The organism is Lysobacter auxotrophicus, assembly GCF_027924565.1.
Taxonomy (GTDB): domain Bacteria; phylum Pseudomonadota; class Gammaproteobacteria; order Xanthomonadales; family Xanthomonadaceae; genus Lysobacter_J; species Lysobacter_J auxotrophicus.
The window spans coordinates 847148-865680 of the sequence record NZ_AP027041.1; the positions used below are offsets into that span (position 1 = coordinate 847148).

Annotated in this window: 13 protein-coding genes; 5 read left to right on the forward strand and 8 right to left on the reverse strand. The window is 66.2% G+C overall.

The window, feature by feature from the left end:
- Window positions 1-65: 65 nt before the first annotated feature.
- A complete protein-coding gene (gene ftsZ, locus LA521A_RS03760) occupies window positions 66-1289 on the forward strand; it encodes a cell division protein FtsZ (protein ID WP_115841422.1) in 1224 nt (407 codons plus the stop codon).
- A gap of 284 nt (window positions 1290-1573) precedes the next feature.
- Complete coding sequence (gene lpxC, locus LA521A_RS03765) at window positions 1574-2488, forward strand: UDP-3-O-acyl-N-acetylglucosamine deacetylase (RefSeq protein ID WP_281781039.1); 915 nt, start codon at window positions 1574-1576, stop codon at window positions 2486-2488.
- Between the two features lie 219 nt (window positions 2489-2707).
- Here lpxC and LA521A_RS03770 read toward each other — a convergent pair whose 3' ends face one another.
- Window positions 2708-3166 carry a DciA family protein gene (locus tag LA521A_RS03770; RefSeq protein ID WP_281781040.1) on the reverse strand — a complete coding sequence of 153 codons (459 nt, stop codon included), beginning with the start codon at window positions 3164-3166 and terminating at the stop codon, window positions 2708-2710.
- Between the two features lie 94 nt (window positions 3167-3260).
- On the opposite strand from LA521A_RS03770, the gene LA521A_RS03775 reads away from it, so the two are divergent.
- From LA521A_RS03775 to LA521A_RS03785, 3 genes are all read left to right on the forward strand, one after another.
- Window positions 3261-4088 carry a M23 family metallopeptidase gene (locus LA521A_RS03775; RefSeq protein WP_281782000.1) on the forward strand — a complete coding sequence of 276 codons (828 nt, stop codon included), beginning with the start codon at window positions 3261-3263 and terminating at the stop codon, window positions 4086-4088.
- Between the two features lie 373 nt (window positions 4089-4461).
- The gene (secA, locus tag LA521A_RS03780) at window positions 4462-7194 is read left to right on the forward strand and encodes a preprotein translocase subunit SecA (RefSeq protein ID WP_281781041.1); all 2733 of its coding nucleotides are present in this window, start codon (window positions 4462-4464) and stop codon (window positions 7192-7194) included.
- Window positions 7195-7272: 78 nt separating this feature from the next.
- Window positions 7273-8277 carry a Nudix family hydrolase gene (locus tag LA521A_RS03785; RefSeq protein ID WP_281781042.1) on the forward strand — a complete coding sequence of 335 codons (1005 nt, stop codon included), beginning with the start codon at window positions 7273-7275 and terminating at the stop codon, window positions 8275-8277.
- A gap of 21 nt (window positions 8278-8298) precedes the next feature.
- On the opposite strand, the gene coaE is transcribed toward LA521A_RS03785, so the two are convergent.
- The 7 genes from coaE to LA521A_RS03820 all read right to left on the reverse strand — a co-directional run bounded on the left by coaE (window position 8299) and on the right by LA521A_RS03820 (window position 18488).
- Window positions 8299-8916 (reverse strand): dephospho-CoA kinase, encoded by a 618-nt coding sequence (gene coaE, locus LA521A_RS03790; RefSeq protein ID WP_281781043.1) that lies wholly within the window; start codon window positions 8914-8916, stop codon window positions 8299-8301.
- Window positions 8917-8969: 53 nt separating this feature from the next.
- Window positions 8970-9833, reverse strand: a complete 864-nt coding sequence (locus LA521A_RS03795) for a prepilin peptidase (RefSeq protein ID WP_281781044.1) — start codon at window positions 9831-9833, stop codon at window positions 8970-8972.
- Between the two features lie 45 nt (window positions 9834-9878).
- Window positions 9879-11150 carry a type II secretion system F family protein gene (locus LA521A_RS03800; RefSeq protein ID WP_484503970.1) on the reverse strand — a complete coding sequence of 424 codons (1272 nt, stop codon included), beginning with the start codon at window positions 11148-11150 and terminating at the stop codon, window positions 9879-9881.
- Between the two features lie 3 nt (window positions 11151-11153).
- Entirely contained in the window at window positions 11154-12875 is a 1722-nt protein-coding gene (gene pilB / locus LA521A_RS03805) for a type IV-A pilus assembly ATPase PilB (protein ID WP_281781045.1), read from the reverse strand.
- A 100-nt stretch (window positions 12876-12975) separates the two neighbouring features.
- Window positions 12976-16020, reverse strand: a complete 3045-nt coding sequence (locus LA521A_RS03810) for a fused MFS/spermidine synthase (protein WP_281781046.1) — start codon at window positions 16018-16020, stop codon at window positions 12976-12978.
- 98 nt (window positions 16021-16118) lie between these two features.
- The gene (locus LA521A_RS03815) at window positions 16119-16556 is read right to left on the reverse strand and encodes a pilin (protein WP_281781047.1); all 438 of its coding nucleotides are present in this window, start codon (window positions 16554-16556) and stop codon (window positions 16119-16121) included.
- 477 nt (window positions 16557-17033) lie between these two features.
- Window positions 17034-18488 carry a sigma-54-dependent transcriptional regulator gene (locus LA521A_RS03820; RefSeq protein ID WP_281781048.1) on the reverse strand — a complete coding sequence of 485 codons (1455 nt, stop codon included), beginning with the start codon at window positions 18486-18488 and terminating at the stop codon, window positions 17034-17036.
- Between the last annotated feature and the right edge of the window lie 45 nt (window positions 18489-18533).

Here is an 18533-nt window from a genome sequence, read left to right on the forward strand (position 1 = left end):
TTGCGGTTCCGGCAACACGACGATTCGAAAGCAAATAACTAGCACTACATAACGAGGACGACGACATGGCACATTTCGAACTGGTTGAAAAAATGGCCCCGAACGCGGTCATCAAGGTCGTTGGCGTGGGCGGTGGCGGCGGCAACGCCGTGGCGCACATGGTCAGCGGCAACGTCGATGGCGTGGAATTCATCACCGCCAACACCGACGCGCAGGCCATCAAGAACTGCGGCGCGAAGCTGCAGCTGCAGCTGGGCAGCAACGTCACCAAGGGCCTGGGCGCAGGCGCGAATCCGGAAGTCGGCCGCCAGGCCGCGCTGGAAGACCGCGAACGCATCATGGACGCGCTGACCGGCGCCGACATGGTGTTCATCACCGCCGGCATGGGCGGCGGCACGGGCACCGGCGCCGCGCCGGTCGTGGCGCAGCTCGCCAAGGAAATGGGCATCCTCACGGTGGCCGTGGTCACCAAGCCGTTCCCGTTCGAAGGCCGCCGCCGCATGCAGGTCGCGCTGAAGGGCATCGAGGAACTGAGCCACCACTGCGACTCGCTGATCACCATCCCGAACGAGAAGCTGATCACCGTGCTCGGTCGCAACGCGACGATGATCCAGGCGTTTCGCGCCGCCAACGACGTGCTGCTCGGCGCCGTGCAGGGCATCGCCGACCTGATCGTGCGTCCGGGCCTGATCAACGTCGACTTCGCCGACGTGCGCACCGTGATGAGCGAGATGGGCCTGGCGATGATGGGCACCGGCGCGGCGCGTGGCGATGACCGCGCGCAGGCGGCGGCGGAAGCGGCGATCCAGAACCCGCTGCTGGACGACGTGAACCTGTCGGGCGCCAACGGCATCCTGGTCAACATCACCGCCGGTCCGGACTTCACGATGGCCGAGTTCGACGAAGTCGGCCGCACCATCGAGAACTTCGCTTCGGAAGACGCGACCGTCGTCATCGGCACCGTGCTGGATCCGGACATGCAGGACGAGGTGAAGGTCACCGTGGTCGCCACGGGCCTGAACCGTGCCGTCGCGCGCCAGTCGGTCCGCGGCAACGAGCGCGAGGCGCAGCGCGCCCCGATCTCGCTGGTCCGCAACGCGACCACCGGCCAGCCGGAGTTCTCGGCGATGGACGAAATGCCGACCGCGCGTCCGAGCTTCGGCAACAGCCTGCGCGGCAGCGCCGGCAGCCGCAGCGTGGAACCGTCGTCGACGCCGGCCGTCGCCGATTTCGGCAGCGACAGCAGCTACCTCGACATCCCGGCATTCCTGCGCCGCCAGGCGGACTGATGTAGTCCGCTCCGGCGGCCTTGTCGGACCGGGTTCAAACGGTCTTCCCTCGCCATGGGGAAGGCCGTCGCCGTCGTCTTCTGGCCCCGGATGGGGCAGGGTCGGCCGGTCCGCGAAGCGGGTCCGGCCGGCCGTCTTGCCTTCACGGGACCGTGACATGTTTCCGTCATGGTTCAGGGTGCGCGGTGCTATTCTTGCCGGCCGTTCAGGCGAGAACCATTTGCATCCGCCTGCGGTCGCACACATGTAATCAAGAAGAACGCCGCCCCCCAAGGTCGCCTCCCATGCTGCGTCAGCGCACCCTCAAGAACGTGATCCGCGCCACCGGCGTGGGCCTGCACAGTGGCGAGAAGGTCTTTCTCACCCTGCGCCCGGCACCGGTCGATACCGGCATCGTGTTCCGTCGCGTCGACCTCGACCCGGTGGTGGAAGTGCCGGCCAGCGCCGAGCTGGTCACCGAGACCACGCTGTGCACGGGCCTGACCTGCGGCCCGGCCAAGATCCAGACCGTCGAACACCTGCTGTCCGCGCTCGCGGGCCTGGGTGTCGACAATCTATATGTGGAACTGTCCGCGGCCGAAGTGCCGATCATGGACGGCTCCTCCGGTCCGTTCGTGTTCCTGCTGCAGTCGGCGGGCATCTACGAGCAGGACGCGCCGAAGCGTTTCATCCGCATACGCCAGCCGGTGGAAGTGCGCGAGGGCGACAAGGTCGCGCGGTTCGAGCCGTACGACGGCTTCCGCCTCGACTTCACGGTGCAGTTCGACCACCCCGCGATCCCGGCCTCGCAGTCGCGCGCCGTGGTGGAGTTCTCCACCGCCAATTACATCCAGGAAGTCAGCCGCGCCCGCACGTTCGGCTTCATGCGCGACCTGGAATACATGCGCGAACGCAACCTCGGCCTCGGCGGCTCGATGGACAACGCGATCGTGCTGGACGAGTTCCGCGTGCTGAACGACGACGGCCTGCGGTACGCCGACGAGTTCGTGCGCCACAAGATCCTCGACGCCGTCGGCGACCTGTACCTCGCGGGCCGTCCGATCATCGGCGCGTATGTCGGTTTCAAGTCCGGACATGCGCTCAACAACAAGCTCGTTCGCGCCCTGCTCGCCGAACGTTCGGCCTGGGACGAGGTGACTTTCACCGAGTCCGATGCGTACGAAGCGCCCGTCACCTACGGGATTCCCGCCACCGCCTGAGCGGCCCGGACGCTGCGGCTGACCACGCGCCGCAAGCGTTTTCATGAATTGGGCGGACGTCACAGACGTGAACTTCGCGTGACGCCTTAACGTTTATTTAACGAATTTCTTCCGAAAGGTTTCTAACCTCTTAACAAATTCAAGGGGTTAGGCCTTTAGCATGCCCCGAACCCTGGCGTATCGACGTGGCGGCGACAAACCTGCCAACGCGAAGAAATCTCAGGGGGAACCGCTGGATCCGGTGGAACCGGGCTCCTTCAGCAGTTCCACCGCCGACTGCAGGGCTTTGCGTGCAGTAGCGGAGATGGGTTTGGCTTTCCGGTCCGATTGCGGGGAGGCAGTCACCGGCGTTGTCGTTTTGACGATGAGTTCAGCCGCATCCAGCCCGACGGAACGGGCCGCGTCGAGCAGTTCAGGGGCAGCGAGCCGCATCTTGGCCCGCCACACCGGGGCATCGACGACAAACACGAGCCTGCCGCCACGCTCGTAATTGGCCAGTCGCGCATGCGCGGCCAGCGAAGGTGGCAGGAGCGGGCGAAACCGTTGGTCCAGTTCGTCGAGCCAAAGGGCACGGCGCACCGGACCGCCAGCGGGCTCGGCGAGCAGCGCATCCAGCGCGGCGCGTGGAGTCGAAGGGCCGCCTTTGCGCGACCGGGGCTTGGAATCAGAACTGGACATGACGTATTCAACCATCCTAAACAAAACCCGCGTGCAGCTTTCGTCGTTGCTGCAGCGTGCGGGCTACTGGGGCGCGCAGCGCCCGGCGCTGGCGATGGCGCTTCTGCTGGGAACCGGCACCGCGCTCGGCGCGGGCGTCACCCTGGCCGACAACGCCATGCTGCGCAGCAAGGCCGACCGGCAGGAGGCGCTGATCGCAGCGACCCGTCGCGACGCCCAGCGTGAGATCAACGCCCTGGCCGCCCGCATGGGCGAGCTCCAGGCCGAGGCCAACCGCCTCAACGCCCTGGGCGAGCGCCTGACGCGCATCGGCCAGCTGCAGGACGGCGAGTTCGACTTCGACAAGCCGGTCGGCGTCGGCGGCGTGGGCCCCGTTCGCGACATGACCAAGCCCGAGCTGGACGAGGGCATGGCGACCTTGGGCGCGCAGTTCAAGGCGTCGGGCGAGCAGCTGTCGGTCCTGGAATCGCTGCTCTTCAACCGCCAGCTCGACATGAACGCCGTGCCGGGACGCGAGCCGATCGCCAACAGCTACATCACCTCCGGCTTCGGCGGCCGCGCCGATCCCTTTAGTGGCGGGCATGCCAACCACAAGGGCATCGACTTCAAGGCCAACGTCGGCGACCCGGTGCTCGCCGTGGCCGACGGCGTGGTCAGCTACTCGGGCGTGCGCTCGGGCTACGGCAACGTCATCGAAGTGGACCACGGCAACGGCTACGTCACCCGTTACGCCCACAACTCGCGCCTGACCCGCAAGGTCGGCGAGCTGGTGCGCGCCGGGCAGGAGATCGCCAAGGCCGGCTCCACGGGCCGCTCGACCGGCGCCCACGTGCACTTCGAGGTGTGGGAGAACAACCGCGTCGTGAACCCGCGCAAATTCCTCAGCCAGCAGTCGCCGCTCAAGATGGAGATCAAGGGCTGAGGCACCGCGCGAGGGCCGGCTGAGCCGGTCGCGGGGTACCGACGCCGCTTCGACTGGCTTCCGGTACGCTCCGGGCGCCCGGAGCGATGCAAGGCGGTGCCTTGCGAGCATCGCTCCTCGATCCGGCCCTTCGCGGCACGCTCCGGGCGCTCGCCGGGGCGCAAGCCGATGGCTTGCAAGCACCCCGGCTCGCCCACACGCTACAATCGGCGTGGCCACAGTTCAGGCTCGAGACTTTCGGGGCGCGCGGCGCCCCGATTTCATTTGAGCCGGCCAGAGCCTTCCTTCGGGGAACTCGCCGGCGGACACGGACTCTGATTGCGTCCGCCCCGCCGGTATCCCTGTTCCGCTACAACGGACCCAGTCGCACTCCATGCTCAACAGCCTGCTTACCCGCGTTTTCGGCAGCCGCAACGATCGCCTGCTGCGCCAACTGCAACGCTCCGTCGCCAAGATCAACGTGCTTGAGCCGGAGATGCAGAAGCTCTCCGATGAGCAATTGCAGGCCAAGACGGCGGAGTTCCAGAAGCGCATCGCCGATGGCGAGTCGCTCGACAAGATCCTGCCCGAGGCGTTCGCCGTCTGCCGCGAGGCGTCCAAGCGCGTGCTCGGCATGCGCCACTACGACGTCCAGCTGATCGGCGGCATGGTCCTGCACCTGGGCAAGATCGCCGAAATGCGCACCGGCGAGGGCAAGACCCTGGTCGCCACACTGCCGGTGTACCTCAACGCGCTGGAAGGCAAGGGCGTCCACGTCGTCACCGTGAACGACTACCTCGCCCGCCGCGACTCGGCGTGGATGGGCCGCCTGTACAACTGGCTGGGCCTCAGCGTCGGCGTGGTCTACCCGGGCATGCCGCACAGCGACAAGCACGCCGCGTACGCCGCCGACATCACCTACGGCACCAACAACGAATTCGGCTTCGACTACCTGCGCGACAACATGGCGCTGTCGAAGGAAGACCGTTTCCAGCGCAGCCTGCATTACGCGATCGTCGACGAGGTCGACTCGATCCTGATCGACGAGGCGCGCACGCCGCTGATCATTTCCGGCCCGGCAGACGAGTCGCCGGAGCTGTACATCAAGGTCAACCGCATCGTCCCGCAGCTGTCGCGCCAGGCGACGGAAGACAGCGAAGGCGATTACTGGGTCGACGAGAAGGGCAAGCAGGTGCACCTGTCGGAAGCAGGCCAGGAACGCGCCGAGCACCTGCTGCGCCAGGCCGGCATTCTGCAGGGCGAGGACGACACGCTGTACGGCGCGCAGAACCTCAGCGTCGTGCACCACCTCAACGCCGCCATGCGTGCGCACGCCATCTACCAGCGCGACGTGGATTACATCGTCCGCGACGGCGAGGTGGTGATCGTCGACGAGTTCACCGGCCGCACGCTCGCGGGTCGTCGCTGGTCCGACGGCCTGCACCAGGCGGTGGAAGCGAAGGAAGGCGTGCCGGTCCAGCGCGAGAACCAGACGCTGGCGAGCATCACCTTCCAGAACCTGTTCCGCATGTACAAGAAGCTGTCCGGCATGACCGGTACGGCGGACACCGAGGCGTACGAATTCCAGAGCATCTACGGCCTGGAAGTCATCGTGATCCCGACGCACAAGCCGATCCAGCGAAAGGACCACCCCGATGCGGTGTTCCTCAACCGCAACGGCAAGTACCGCGCGGTGCTCAACGAGATCAAGGACGCCAACGCGCGCAAGCAGCCGGTGCTGGTCGGCACGACGTCGATCGAAGTGTCGGAAATGCTCAGCCAGCAGCTGCGCGACGCCGGCATCCACCACGAAGTCCTCAACGCCAAGCAGCATGAGCGCGAGGCGCAGATCGTCGCGCAGGCCGGTCGTCCGGGCGCGATCACCATCGCCACCAACATGGCCGGTCGCGGTACCGACATCGTGCTGGGCGGTTCGCTCGAGAACGAGATCGCCGAGCTCGAGGCCAAGAACGACGGCCACATCGACGAGGTCACCAAGGCCCGCCTGAAGTCCGAATGGCAGGCGCGCCATGAAGCGGTGAAGGCCGCTGGCGGCCTGCACATCGTGGGCACCGAGCGCCACGAGAGCCGCCGCATCGACAACCAGCTGCGCGGCCGCGCCGGTCGCCAGGGCGACCCGGGTTCCTCGCGCTTCTACCTGTCGCTCGAAGACAACCTGATGCGCATCTTCGCGGCCGACTGGGTGCAGCGCGTGATGGCGCGCATGGGCCTGAAGGAAGACGACATCATCGAAAGCCCGCTGGTGACCAAGCAGATCGCCAACGCGCAGCGCAAGGTCGAGGCCCACAACTTCGACATCCGCAAGAACCTGCTCGACTTCGACGACGTCAACAACGACCAGCGCAAGGTCATCTACAGCCAGCGCGACGAGCTGCTGGAAGCCGACAGCGTGCAGGAAAACGTCGAAGGGATCCGCGGCGACGTCGTGGCCGACATGGTGGCGCGCTTCGTGCCGCCGAACTCGGTGGACGACCAGTGGGACCTGCCGGGCCTGGAAGCGACGCTCGCGTCCGAGTTCGGCGTGCAGATGTCGCTGGGCGAGTTCGTTGGCAAGAGCGAGGAAGTCGACGCCGAGACGATCGAGCGCCTGGTGCAGGAGGCCGTCGAAGGCCACTTCACGCAGCGCGAAGCGCAGCTCGGCGGCGAGACGATGCGCCTGCTGGAAAAGCACATCATGCTCAACGTGCTCGACCAGAACTGGAAGGAGCACCTGGCGCGCATGGACTACCTGCGCCAGGGCATCCACCTGCGCGGTTACGCGCAGAAGCAGCCGAAGCAGGAATACAAGAAGGAAGCGTTCGAGCTGTTCTCCGAAATGCTGGAGAAGGTGAAGCGCGAAGTCGTGACGCTGCTGGCGCGCGTGCGCATCCGCAGCGAGGACGAAGTCGCCGCGCTGGAAGCGCAGGAGCGCGCGGCCGCCGAAGCGCAGGCGCGCCAGATGCAGTTCCAGCACGCGTCCGCCGGCGGCTACGGCGCCGACGAGGAAGCCGCGCAGGCGCAGCAGGCTGCAGCGGGTGGCGACGTGTTCGCCAATGTCGGTCGCAACGATCCCTGCCCGTGCGGCAGCGGCAAGAAGTACAAGCATTGCCATGGGCAGATCGCCTGACGGCAGCGGCTCCAGACGCCCTCTCCCGCGAGCGGGGGAGGGTGGCGCCCGGGACGCGTTCTCCGCCCCGGTAAGCAGGTGAGCACCTCTTCTCCCACGGACGTCGCGCGCGCGGTCGCCCCCGAAGCGGTCAGCGGCTCGTTGCGCCATGTCGAAGTCGTCGCCGGCGTCATTCGTGACGCGCGCGGGCGCGTGCTGCTCGCCCGGCGCACCGAAGGCCGCGACCTTGCGGGTCTATGGGAATTCCCCGGCGGCAAGCACGAGCCCGGCGAGTCCGCCGAAGGGGCCCTGGCGCGTGAGCTCCACGAAGAACTGGGGATCGACGTCGACATCGGCGCGCCCCTGATCAACGTGCCCCAGCGTTATCCCGACAAGCGCCTTCGCCTGGACGTGCGCAGCATCGCCGCCTGGCGCGGTCACGCGCGTGGGCTGGAAGGGCAGGCGCTGGTGTGGGTGCCGCCCCAGAAGCTGGGCAGTTATGCGATGCCGCCGGCGGATCGCCCGGTCGTCGCCGCCTTGCTGCAGCCGGCGCACTACCTCGTCACGCCGCCACCTCAGGAGGGCGACGCGGGATGGCTGGCGCGGCTGGAGCGCGCACTCGCGAACGGCGTGCGACGCGTGCAGTTGCGCGCGCCGGGACTGGATACGCAGCGTTGGCATTCATTGGCTTCGCAAGCCGCGGCCCTGTGCCGCCACGCCGGCGCGGACGTGCTGGTGAATGGCGATAGCGCGCTGGCGCTGGAACTGGGCATCGGACTGCATCTGCCGGCGCGCATGCTTCACGGGTTGTCCGAGCGTCCGGTGCCTCCGGGCGTGTCGCTGGCCGCGTCGTGCCATGACGTCGACGACCTGCTTGCCGCCGAGGCATTGGCGTGCGATTTCGCGGTGCTGGGCACGTTGAAGCCGACGCCAAGCCATCCCGGCGTCGAGGGGATCGGTTGGGGCGGTTTCGCCGGGATGCGCGAACGCGTGTCGCTGCCGATCTACGCCATCGGCGGGCTCGGTCCGGGCGACGTGGACGAAGCACGTGCGCACGGCGCGCAGGGCATCGCCGCGATCCGCGGGTTGTGGCCGTCGACCTGATCCGACCGTAATCGGGTGTCGCTAACCGCGCGCTGCCGCCAATGCGCGGTACCGCCGATCCAGCGCGGCCACGTGCGAGGCGAGCAGCTCGACGGGGCCGTCATTCACGATGATGTCGTCCGCGATCGCCAGGCGCTGGTCGCGCGTGGCCTGCGCCGCAATCATCCGCTGCGCCAGTTCCGCGTCGACGCGATCGCGCGCCATCACGCGCGCCCGCTGCACCTCGACGGGTACGTCGACCACAAGGATGCGCGACAACCACGGATACGCCTCCCTCCCGCCGCCTTCGGCGAGCAGCGGAATCGCGGCGACCGCGTACGGCCCCGGCGCTGCGAGGCAGGCATCGCGCAGACTCGCGCGAACGCGGGGATGGACGATCGCTTCCAGCCGGCGGCGCGCGGTTTCGTCGCCGAATACGTAACGCCGCATCGCGGCGCGATCGAGGCTGCCGTCGGGCGCGAGGACTTCGTCACCGAAGGCGGCGACGACTTCCGCCAATCCCGCCGAGCCGCGTTCGACGGCGATGCGAGCCGCCACGTCCGCATCGGCCACCACGATGCCGAGCGCCTCGAAGTGGCGCGTCACTTCGCTCTTACCGGACGCGACGCCTCCGGTGACGGCTACGATGAACTCGCTCATGGGCCTGCGCGTCGCGTGGGAGCGGTCAGGGTAAACCGGCGGGCTGCGATCGCCTATTTCAGGCCGGCGAACTGCATGTAGGTACCGACCATCTGGTCGCCCCAGAAGAAGGTGATCCAGCCGGCGATGGCGAGATACGGGCCGAACGGAATCGGTGTCGCCCGATCGCGGCCCTTCATGGCGAGCCAGATCGAACCGATCACCGCACCGATGACCGAGGAGAGAAGGATGGTCGGCAGGATGCCCTTCAACCCGGCCCAGGCGCCGATGGCGGCCAGCAGCTTGAAGTCGCCATGCCCCATGCCTTCCTTGCCCGTGAGCTGTTTGAACAGCCACCAGACGATCCACAGGCTGAGATAGCCCGCGACCGCGCCGAGCAGCGCGGGCTTGGCCGGGAAGTAGAGGTTGTCCGACGCCGCGATCAGGCCCAGCCACATCAACGGCAAGGTGAGCTGGTCGGGCAACAACTGCGTGCGCAGGTCGATGCCGGAGAGCACGATCAGGAAGCACGTGAAGACGATCGCGCCGAAGCCCTGCCAGCCGAAGCCGAAGCGCCACACGCTCGCGATCACGAGCAGCATGGTCAGCAGTTCGACGAGTGGGTACTGCGGCGAGATCGGTGCCTTGCAGTTGCGGCATTTGCCGCGCAGCGCGAGGTAGCTGAACACCGGGATGTTCTCGTACCACGACAGCTGGTGCTTGCAATGCGGACAGTGCGAGCGCTCGATCACGATGCCGGGAGGCGGCGGATCGTAGGTGTCCGGTTCGCCGAGGACTTCACGGCTGTCGCGGCGCCACTGCCATTCCAGCCGCTTGGGCAGGCGCAGGATCACCACGTTGAGGAAGCTGCCGACCAGCAGGCCGAGCCCGGCCGTCAGCGGGAATCCGATGGCGGGGTTTTGATCGAGAAATGCCATGCGCGGGATTGTGCCCGAAGTTCCGTCCGGCGTGATCGCGGGCGCTTAGCCCACGACCGCGCCGAGCTTGAAGATCGGCAGGTACATCGCCACGACCATGCCGCCGACAACCACGCCCAGGAACACCATGATCATGGGTTCCAGCAGGCTGGAGAGCGCGTCGACCGCGTTGTTCACTTCCTGCTCGTAGAACTCGGCGACCTTGAACAGCATCGTGTCGAGCGCGCCGGCTTCTTCGCCGATCGCCGTCATCTGCACGACCATGTGCGGAAAGACGTTGACCTGCTTCATCGCCATGTTGACGGGGTAACCGACGGACACGTCGTCGCGGATGTTGCGTACCGCGTCTTCGTAGACGCAGTTGCCGGTCGCGCCGGCCACGATGTCGAGCGCTTCCACCAGCGGCACACCCGCCTTGAACGTCACTGCCAGCGTGCGCGAGAAGCGTGCGATCGCGGAGTTGTGCAGGATCTGGCCGATGACCGGCAGCTTCAGCATGGTTCGGTCGAGGAATCTTGAGAATGCGACCGAGCGCTTCTGCGCCATGATGAAGGCGACGATGGCGCCGCCCACGATCGCGCCCACCAGCCACCAGTAGGCCACCATGAAATCGCTCATCGCGATGACGAGCTTGGTGAACGCCGGCAGGTCCGCGCCGAAGCTCTTGAACACGCTCTCGAACTGCGGCACCACGAACACCAGCAGGATCGCCGACACGATCAGGGCCACCGCAACGACCGCGGCGGGGTAGAACATCGCCTTCTTGATCTTGCCCTTCAGGGCTTCGATGTTTTCCTTGTAGGTGGCGATGGTGTCGAGCACCGTTTCCAGCACACCCGCGCCTTCACCGGCCTTGACCAGGTTGCGGTACAACTCGTCGAACTGGACCGGATGCTTGCTCAACGCCTCGTACAACGACGAGCCGCTCTCGATGTCCGAGCGGATCGTGTTGAGGAGCGTGGTCATCTTCGGGTTCTTGTTGCCGTTGGCGATGATCTCGATCGCGCCGACGATCGGCACGCCCGACTTCATCATCGTCGCAAGCTGGCGGCTGAAGATGGCGATGTCGAGCGGCGTGATGCGACGCCCGGCGCCACCCATCAACGGCTTGCCCTTCACCTTCACCGTGCGCGGCGTGATGCCCTGCTTGCGAAGTTCGGCGCGCAGCGAGTTGGCGTTCTTCGCCGGCTGCTCGCCCTTCATCACCTTGCCGCGCTTGTCGGTGCCTTGCCAGACGAAGGTGTCCATCCCGTTGGGACGACGGGCGGCGGGGGCGGTTTTGGTCGCGGTGCGAGTCGCGGTACGGGTCGCGGACATGGGTTAGTCCTTGGTTACACGGTTGATTTCGGCGAGGCTGGTCACGCCGTTCTTCACTTTCAGCAGCGCCGACTGACGCAGGTCGCGGACGCCGGATTGCTTGGACGCTTCGGCGATGTCCAGCGCGTTTCCGCCCTGGAGCACGATCGCCTGGATCTTCTCGGTCATCGGCATGACCTGGTAGATGCCGGTTCGGCCCTTGTAGCCTTCGGTGCAGTCGGGGCAGCCGACGGCTTCGTAGATCTTCAGGCCGGCATCCACTTCCTGCTGGGTGAAGCCTTCGGCCAGCAACGCGTGGTCCGGCAACGGCACTTCGCGCTTGCAGTCGTGCAGGCGGCGGGCGAGTCGCTGCGCGATGATCAACGTCACCGACGAGGTGATGTTGTAGGGCGCGATGCCCATGTTCATCAGGCGCGAGACGGTCTGCGGGGCGTCGTTGGTATGCAGCGTGGAGAGCACCAGGTGGCCCGTCTGTGCGGCCTTGACCGCGATCTCCGCCGTTTCCAGGTCGCGGATTTCGCCGACCATCACCACGTCCGGGTCCTGTCGCAGGAAGCTGCGCAACGCGGCGGCGAAGGTCATGCCGCGCTTGACGTTCATCTGCACCTGGTTGATGCCCGGCACGCGGATTTCGACCGGGTCTTCAACGGTGGAGATGTTGCGCTCTTCCTCGTTGAGGATGTTCAGGCCGGTGTAGAGCGACACCGTCTTACCCGAGCCGGTCGGGCCGGTGACCAGCACCATGCCGTAGGGCTTCGCCAGCGCGGCTTCATAGAGCGCGCGCTGGTCGTCCTCGTAACCGAGCTTGTCGATGCCCAGCTTGGCCGCACTGCCGTCGAGGATACGCAGCACCACCTTCTCGCCGAACAGCGTGGGCAGCGTGCTGACGCGGAAGTCGACCTGCTTGGTCTTGGAAATGTTGAGCTTGATGCGGCCGTCCTGCGGCACGCGCTTTTCGGCGATGTCGAGCTGCGACATGACCTTAAGGCGCGCGGCGATTCGACCGGCGAGGTTGGTCGGCACCTTCGTGACCTGCTTGAGCAGGCCATCGATGCGCAGGCGCACGCGGTATTCGGTTTCGTACGGCTCGAAGTGGATGTCCGAGGCGCCGCGACGAATCGCATCCACCAGCACCTTGTTGACGAACTTCACGACCGGCGTGTCGTCGGTCTTGACATCGACGGTGCTGTCGCTGGAGACCTCTTCGCCGCCGGAGATATCAAGATTCTCCAGGCCCTCGTCGCTGCCGACCGTATCGGCGAGGGCATCGCTGGCCTCGAGCCACTTGTCGATGCAGCGCTGGATCTGGTCCTCGCTGATGAGGATCGGCTCGATCGCGAGGTTGCTCTGGAACTTGATCTCGTCCAGCGCCTGCGTGTTGGTCGGATCCGAAACGCCGACGAACAAGCGGTTGCCGCGCCGGTAGAGCGGCAGCACCTGATGCTTGCGGACCAGCGCCTCGTTGACCAGCTTGATGGCCGTCTGCGCCGGATCCAGCGTCGTCGCGTCGAACAGCGGCACGCCGAATTCGATCGAGTTGGCGGCCGCCAGCTGCGCCGGCGTCACGAGGCGCTTTTCGGCCAGGTAGGCGGTGATCGGCTGCTTGGCGGCGGTCGCGGCGCTCAGCGCCTGACGAGCGGCCGAATCGTCCAGCGCTCCGTCCAGGACGAGGCGCCGGGCGATGCCGGTTATCCCCACCAGATTGGCGGTGGCGGCTGCGTTCATGGTGGTCCCCAGGTACTTCCCCACCGGGGAATGTACATCAATCCTTTGGCCGGGGACGGCACGTGTTTCACGTAATTCGCGTGAAGCCGCGAGCCGGGGCTCAACGGCTCCCGGCGGCCTGCTTCGCGTCCTTGCCCTCGCTCCGTCCGGAGGTTGCCAGCGCACTCAACATGCGAACCGGGGTTTGTCCGACGACCGAGGCGGGAAGCTTGTCGGCGTACTGCGCGTGCAGTTCACGAGCGACCGACGGGTCGTCCAGGCTGAACGCGGCCAATTGCATCGCGCCCCACACGTAATAGGTCGAGGTCTGGTTCACCAGGATGGCTCCGGACTCCGGACCGCTCAGCAGGTGTCGTCCCGCAGCGATGACGTCGGCGTGTCGATGTTGCGAGGTCGCCGCCAGTAGCTTGAGCGTATCCACGACCAGCGGGTTCGATGGCTGGCAGTTGCCCAGCCAGACTGGCTTCACCCACAGATCCTGGTTTGCGGCCTCATCGAGGAAGGGGATGGTTTCGATGGCCAGCGAGATCATGATCTGCGCGCTCTGCGCCGGTGCCTGATCGAGCATGCACGACTTGGCAAGACCCCGGAGGGCTTCCAACTGCATCGCGTCGCCCTGGCGCGCGTAGGCTCCGTCGATGGGGCGGCCATCGACCAGGGCGGTCCGCAGTTCGCGTGCCGCACGGAGCTTTACATCGCTCGCAATCTCCCGCTTCTTGTTCGGCAGCGTCGAGTCGAGCGGACGCACCGGCAGATCGGCCAGTGTCGCGGTAATTGGCCAAGGTGCACTCAACAGAGTGCCGATGTCCCACACCATGTCGCGCTTGAAGCGAGACTCCGGCGCTTTGAGCTGCAAAACGGGGAAGTAATCCGAGTTCGCCTGGGAAGGGAAGATGCTGGCGAACGCGGTGAGGCCCTGTCGATTCAGCGCATAGGTGTCCTGCAGGTCCCGGAGCGTCCCGAAACCCACGCGCGCCAATTCCTCACGAAGCGCGGCGTCCCGCGAGACGAGATCCCGCAGCGGAGGAACCTTGCCGTGCGGCGAGGCAACGAGGATCAGGTCGCCGGAATTCGCGAGATACGCCTGGACGTCGTTGAACTCGGGCAGCATCGCGTTCAGGACGGAGCTGACGAGCGTCTGGTCGATTTCGTACAGCTGCAGCCACTGTACGAAGAGCCCGTCACGTTTCAGGTGACGCGGAATGAAGCGGTAGAACTCCGACGAGAACAGCGATGCGGTGCCGCCCATCCACGGATTGGAGGGCTCCGAGATGATCACGTCGTACTGTCTGCGCGACGAAGAGAAGTACGATTTCGCATCGTCGATGATGATATGGGAACGGGGGTCCTCGTAGGCGCGGTGCACGCGTGGGCCGAGCACCTTGGCGCCTTCCACCATCATCGGCTCGATGTCGACGGTGTCGATGCGGCCGACGCGCTTGCTACCCAGCAGCGTGTGCGTGGTCATGCCCGAGCCGAACCCGATGACGCCCACCTCGTCGAGCTTGTCCTTCAACGACAGCGGCAAGGCGGCAAGAAGCGCCATCGTCGACTCGTCGGAGCGTGGTTCGTCCTTTAGGGAGGGCGAGAGACCGGCGTCCACCTTGCCGTTGGTCGCGATCGCCCAGTTCCGCTTACCTTGGTTGAACGACTCGTACACCGCAACGCTGGCGGTCTTGCCGTCCCGATAGAACAGCATCTTCGTCGTGTCGCCCAGCGTGGTGGCACCGGTGCGGTACACGGAGGAAGCGAGCACGGCCGGGTCGAACCGCACGAGCAGCAGACTTGCAGCCAGCGCGATCACGGCCGCCGCGCCCGCCATGACCGGCGCCTGTGCGAGGAAGCGTCGGGATGCAAAACGCCGCAGCAGCACGATGCCGAGGACCAGATCGCCGGCAGCGGCCACCCAGAGCGCCATCTTGAGGCCGATGTAGGGCAGCAGGATATGCACCGCGAGCAAGACGCCGACGATCGCACCCAGCGTGTTTGCCGCATAGACACGCCCGATAGCACGCTCGCCGGCCCCGTTTCGCAGCAGGATCACGGTGAGGAGCGGGAGCGTCATGCCGGCGAAGAACGCCGCGGGGAACATGACTAGCAGGGCGATCAACCCGCTGGACACGTTGTACAGCGAATAACCTTCGCTGGTCCGCGTGATCACCCGCATCAGCCAGCCGACCCACTCGAAGGCGTTGGCGTAGACGAACATCGAAACCAGTGCCGCAACGCCCATCCAGATCTGCACCCAACCGACCATTTTCAGCGGGGATCGGATGCGATCGGCGTTGCGACTGAGCCACAGGCCACCGAAGGCGATGCCCGCGATGAAAGCCGCCAGCATCAGCTCGAACGCATGGATCGTGGTCCCGAGCGCCAGCGAAAGCATGCGCACCCAGGTGATTTCATAGACAAACGAAGTCAGGCCGGTGATCGCGGCCGCGACGAGGATGAGGGTCGGCGTTGCGCTGTCGGCGCCGGGCTTCGGTCCGGGCGTGGCGACCGTGGCTGCGGGCTCGTGCTTGCTGATCGGATAAACGGCGAACGCGACGAGGATGTTGAGGATACCGGCCGTGAGCACGGTGCCGGGCAGCCCGACGCGCGGAACCAGCAGGTACGTTGCAGCCAGCGCGCCTGCGGCGGCGCCGATGCTGTTGGTGAAATAGAGGCCTGCGATGACCTTGCCGTCCGCGTCTGGACGCAGGCGCAGGAAGCCGGCGCTCATCAGCGGGAAGGTGGCGCCGAGCAGGATGCACTGCGGCAGTACGAGCAGGACCGAGAGCGTCCAGCGAATCGCATTGACCGACGCGAGGCTGCCCGCCCCGGGGAACAACACGTCATAGGCCAGCCCGGTGGACCATCCGTACACCTGATTGAACGTCAGGCCCAGCACGCCGATCACCAGCTCGATCGCTGCGTACCAGAGCAACGGTCGACGCAGGGTCTCGCTGCGACGGCTCACCAGCCACGCGCCCAGCGCCATGCCACCCATGAACAGGATGAGCACGAGCGATTGCGCGTAGGCGGAATGGCCGAGGAACAAGCCGAGGTACGACGTCCAGATGGACTGGTAGATCAGTCCGGCGAATCCGGACGCGATGAAGATCCAGAGCAGTGCTGCCCCGTGCCGTTGCGTATTGACGTTCATTTCCACTTCCCCAAGCGGTACTGCCGATGCTACCGCGCGAACCAAAGAAAAAGGGGAGCATGCGCTCCCCTTTTTCAACAGCGTGTCGCGTACAGCGATTAGCCGCGGCAGGAGCCCGGCACGAACTTCTTTTCGGCGTCCGTGCTGCACTTCCAGCCGACGATGTTGTCGCCGTCACCGGCGGTGGCGCCAGCGGCGTCCTTGGTCGGGGTCAGCGTCAGCTTCTTGCCGTCGACGCCGGTGCCAACGCCCTGCAGGGTCACGTCGATGACGCCCTTGGTGACGTTAACGGCAGAGACGTACTGGCTGGCGACGTTGCTGCAACCGGCCGCGTTGATGTCGGCCGGCAGCTTGCTGGTGGCAGCCGCGTACTCGGCGACCGAGGTCTTGCACGCGCCGGCGGTGGCGACGGCTTCGGAGACCTTCGAACGCTTCATGTAGTCCTGGTAAGCCGGCAGCGCGATGGCGGCCAGGATGGCGACGATCGCGACGACGATCATCAGTTCGATGAGGGTAAAGCCCTGCTGCTTCTTCATACGATTTCCCCTAGGAGTGTTTTGACATCACGTGCCTGTGGGCCGGCGTTTCCGGTCCTCGGGCAGCCGTGCTCACTGCACGTGCCGCAAAGGTACACGCATAAGCCGTGCCAACAAGCTTTTCCGTGCACGGGCGCGCTGAACTGGAGATGAGGTCACGCTAAATGTCAGAACCCGCCGAAGGCCGGGTGACGCAGATTGTCATGCTGGCCGCGAGCTGACCATTTACGTCAGCTCGTCCGGGGTTCCCCCACATGCCGGTACGGGTGCGTACGGCTGGAAAGTAGGGCGGCTGCCTACCTGCGAGCGAGCCCGAAGTGGCGTGCATCCCGTGCCGCGAAACATGCGAGACGACTGCCGCGTCCACGCATGCAGCGAAACATCGATGCGAAGTTCAAGCGACGCGACGCCGTCACCAATGCGTTGAACGATCAGCGCGATGCAATGCGCATCGCGCGTGGAGTCCGCGCGACAACCTCAATCGATGCCCAGCTTCTTCAGCTTGTACCGCAACGCACGGAAGGTGATGCCCAGTGCCGCCGCGGTGCGCGTCTTGTTGTAGCGGTTTTCCTGCAGCGCCTGCTGGATCGCCGCGCGTTCGATTTCCTCGATGTACGAGGGCAGGGGGCTGCTGGCGGTGTCACGCGGGTTGAGCGTGCGCGGATCGATCGCCTGCGTCGGCTGACCGGGCACCACCAGCGGCGGCGATGCAGGATTCGCCGGTGCGGTGGCCGCACCCGTGTGGCCATTCGATGGTACGGCGGGCGCGTTCGCCGGCTTCGGCAGGCGCAGGTCCTCGGCGGTCAGGCTGTCGCCTTCCGCAAGGGCGAGCGCGCGTTCGAGGATGTTCTCCAGCTCGCGCACGTTGCCCGGGAAGGCGTACGCGCGCAGCGTGTCGAGCGCGTCCGCGCTGAGCGTCGGCGGGAACACACGACCCTGCGCGAGCGAGAGGCGCGCGAGCACCTTCTCGGCGAGTCCCGGCAGATCGTCCTGGCGTTCGCGCAGCGGCGGCACGCGCAGTTCGATCACGTTGATGCGGTAGTAAAGGTCCTGGCGGAAGCGGCCGTCGGCGACCAGCGCTGCGAGGTCCTTGTGCGTGGCCGAGAGGATGCGCACGTCCACCGGCACTTCGGCATTCGCGCCGACCGGGCGGATCGACTTTTCCTGGATCGCGCGCAGCAGCTTGACCTGCATCGCCAGCGGAAGCTCGGCGATTTCGTCGAGGAACAGCGTGCCGCCGTCGGCGCTCTGGAACAGGCCCGGCTTGTCGGCATGCGCGCCGGTGAAGCTGCCCTTCTTGTGGCCGAAGAACTCGCTTTCCATCAGCTCGGCGGGGATCGCGCCGCAGTTCACCGGCACGAACGGCCCGGTCGATCGCGCGCCTTCGGCATGGATGGTGCGGGCGACGAGCTCCTTGCCCACGCCCGACTCGCCGACGATGTACACCGGCGCCTGGCTGCGGGCGACCTTCGCGATGGTGCCGCGAAGCTGTGCCATCGCCGGCGACTGGCCGTACAGGCGCGCGGCCACGGCGTCGGCCGGCGGCGCGCTCTTGCGGCGTTCGTTGAGGTCCAGTGCGTGGCGCACGAGATCGCGCAGCACGGCCAGGTCCACGGGTTTGGCGACGAAGTCGAAGGCGCCGGCCTTCAGCGCTTCCACCGCGGCTTCGACGTTGCCGAAGGCGGTGATCATCGCGACCGGCGTTTCCGGATGCTTCTGGCTGATCTCGGCCACCAGGTCCATGCCCGAGCCGTCGGGCAGGCGCATGTCCGTCAGGCACAGGTCATAGCGATTGCGCGCGAGCTGGCCGCGGGCTTCGCCGAGCGTGGAGGCGGTGTCGCATCGAAGGCCCATGCGGCCCAAGGTCATGACGAGCAGTTCGCGGATGTCGCGTTCGTCGTCGACCACCAATGCACTACGTGTTTCGGCCATTTTTCCTCCGGCCTTCACGATAACTTAAGGTCGTGCGGGGCGCCA

What these genes read in the sequence shown, in the direction of transcription:
- LA521A_RS03815 (WP_281781047.1), bottom strand. Translation starts at nt 16,556, where the DNA reads ATGAAGAAGCAGCAGGGCTTTACCCTCATCGAACTGATGATCGTCGTC.
- LA521A_RS03795 (WP_281781044.1), bottom strand. Translation starts at nt 9,833, where the DNA reads ATGGCATTTCTCGATCAAAACCCCGCCATCGGATTCCCGCTGACGGCC.
- lpxC (WP_281781039.1), top strand. Translation starts at nt 1,574, where the DNA reads ATGCTGCGTCAGCGCACCCTCAAGAACGTGATCCGCGCCACCGGCGTG.
- LA521A_RS03800 (WP_484503970.1), bottom strand. Translation starts at nt 11,150, where the DNA reads ATGTCCGCGACCCGTACCGCGACTCGCACCGCGACCAAAACCGCCCCC.
- LA521A_RS03810 (WP_281781046.1), bottom strand. Translation starts at nt 16,020, where the DNA reads ATGAACGTCAATACGCAACGGCACGGGGCAGCACTGCTCTGGATCTTC.
- LA521A_RS03820 (WP_281781048.1), bottom strand. Translation starts at nt 18,488, where the DNA reads ATGGCCGAAACACGTAGTGCATTGGTGGTCGACGACGAACGCGACATC.
- LA521A_RS03770 (WP_281781040.1), bottom strand. Translation starts at nt 3,166, where the DNA reads ATGTCCAGTTCTGATTCCAAGCCCCGGTCGCGCAAAGGCGGCCCTTCG.
- pilB (WP_281781045.1), bottom strand. Translation starts at nt 12,875, where the DNA reads ATGAACGCAGCCGCCACCGCCAATCTGGTGGGGATAACCGGCATCGCC.
- LA521A_RS03775 (WP_281782000.1), top strand. Translation starts at nt 3,261, where the DNA reads ATGGCGCTTCTGCTGGGAACCGGCACCGCGCTCGGCGCGGGCGTCACC.
- ftsZ (WP_115841422.1), top strand. Translation starts at nt 66, where the DNA reads ATGGCACATTTCGAACTGGTTGAAAAAATGGCCCCGAACGCGGTCATC.
- coaE (WP_281781043.1), bottom strand. Translation starts at nt 8,916, where the DNA reads ATGAGCGAGTTCATCGTAGCCGTCACCGGAGGCGTCGCGTCCGGTAAG.
- secA (WP_281781041.1), top strand. Translation starts at nt 4,462, where the DNA reads ATGCTCAACAGCCTGCTTACCCGCGTTTTCGGCAGCCGCAACGATCGC.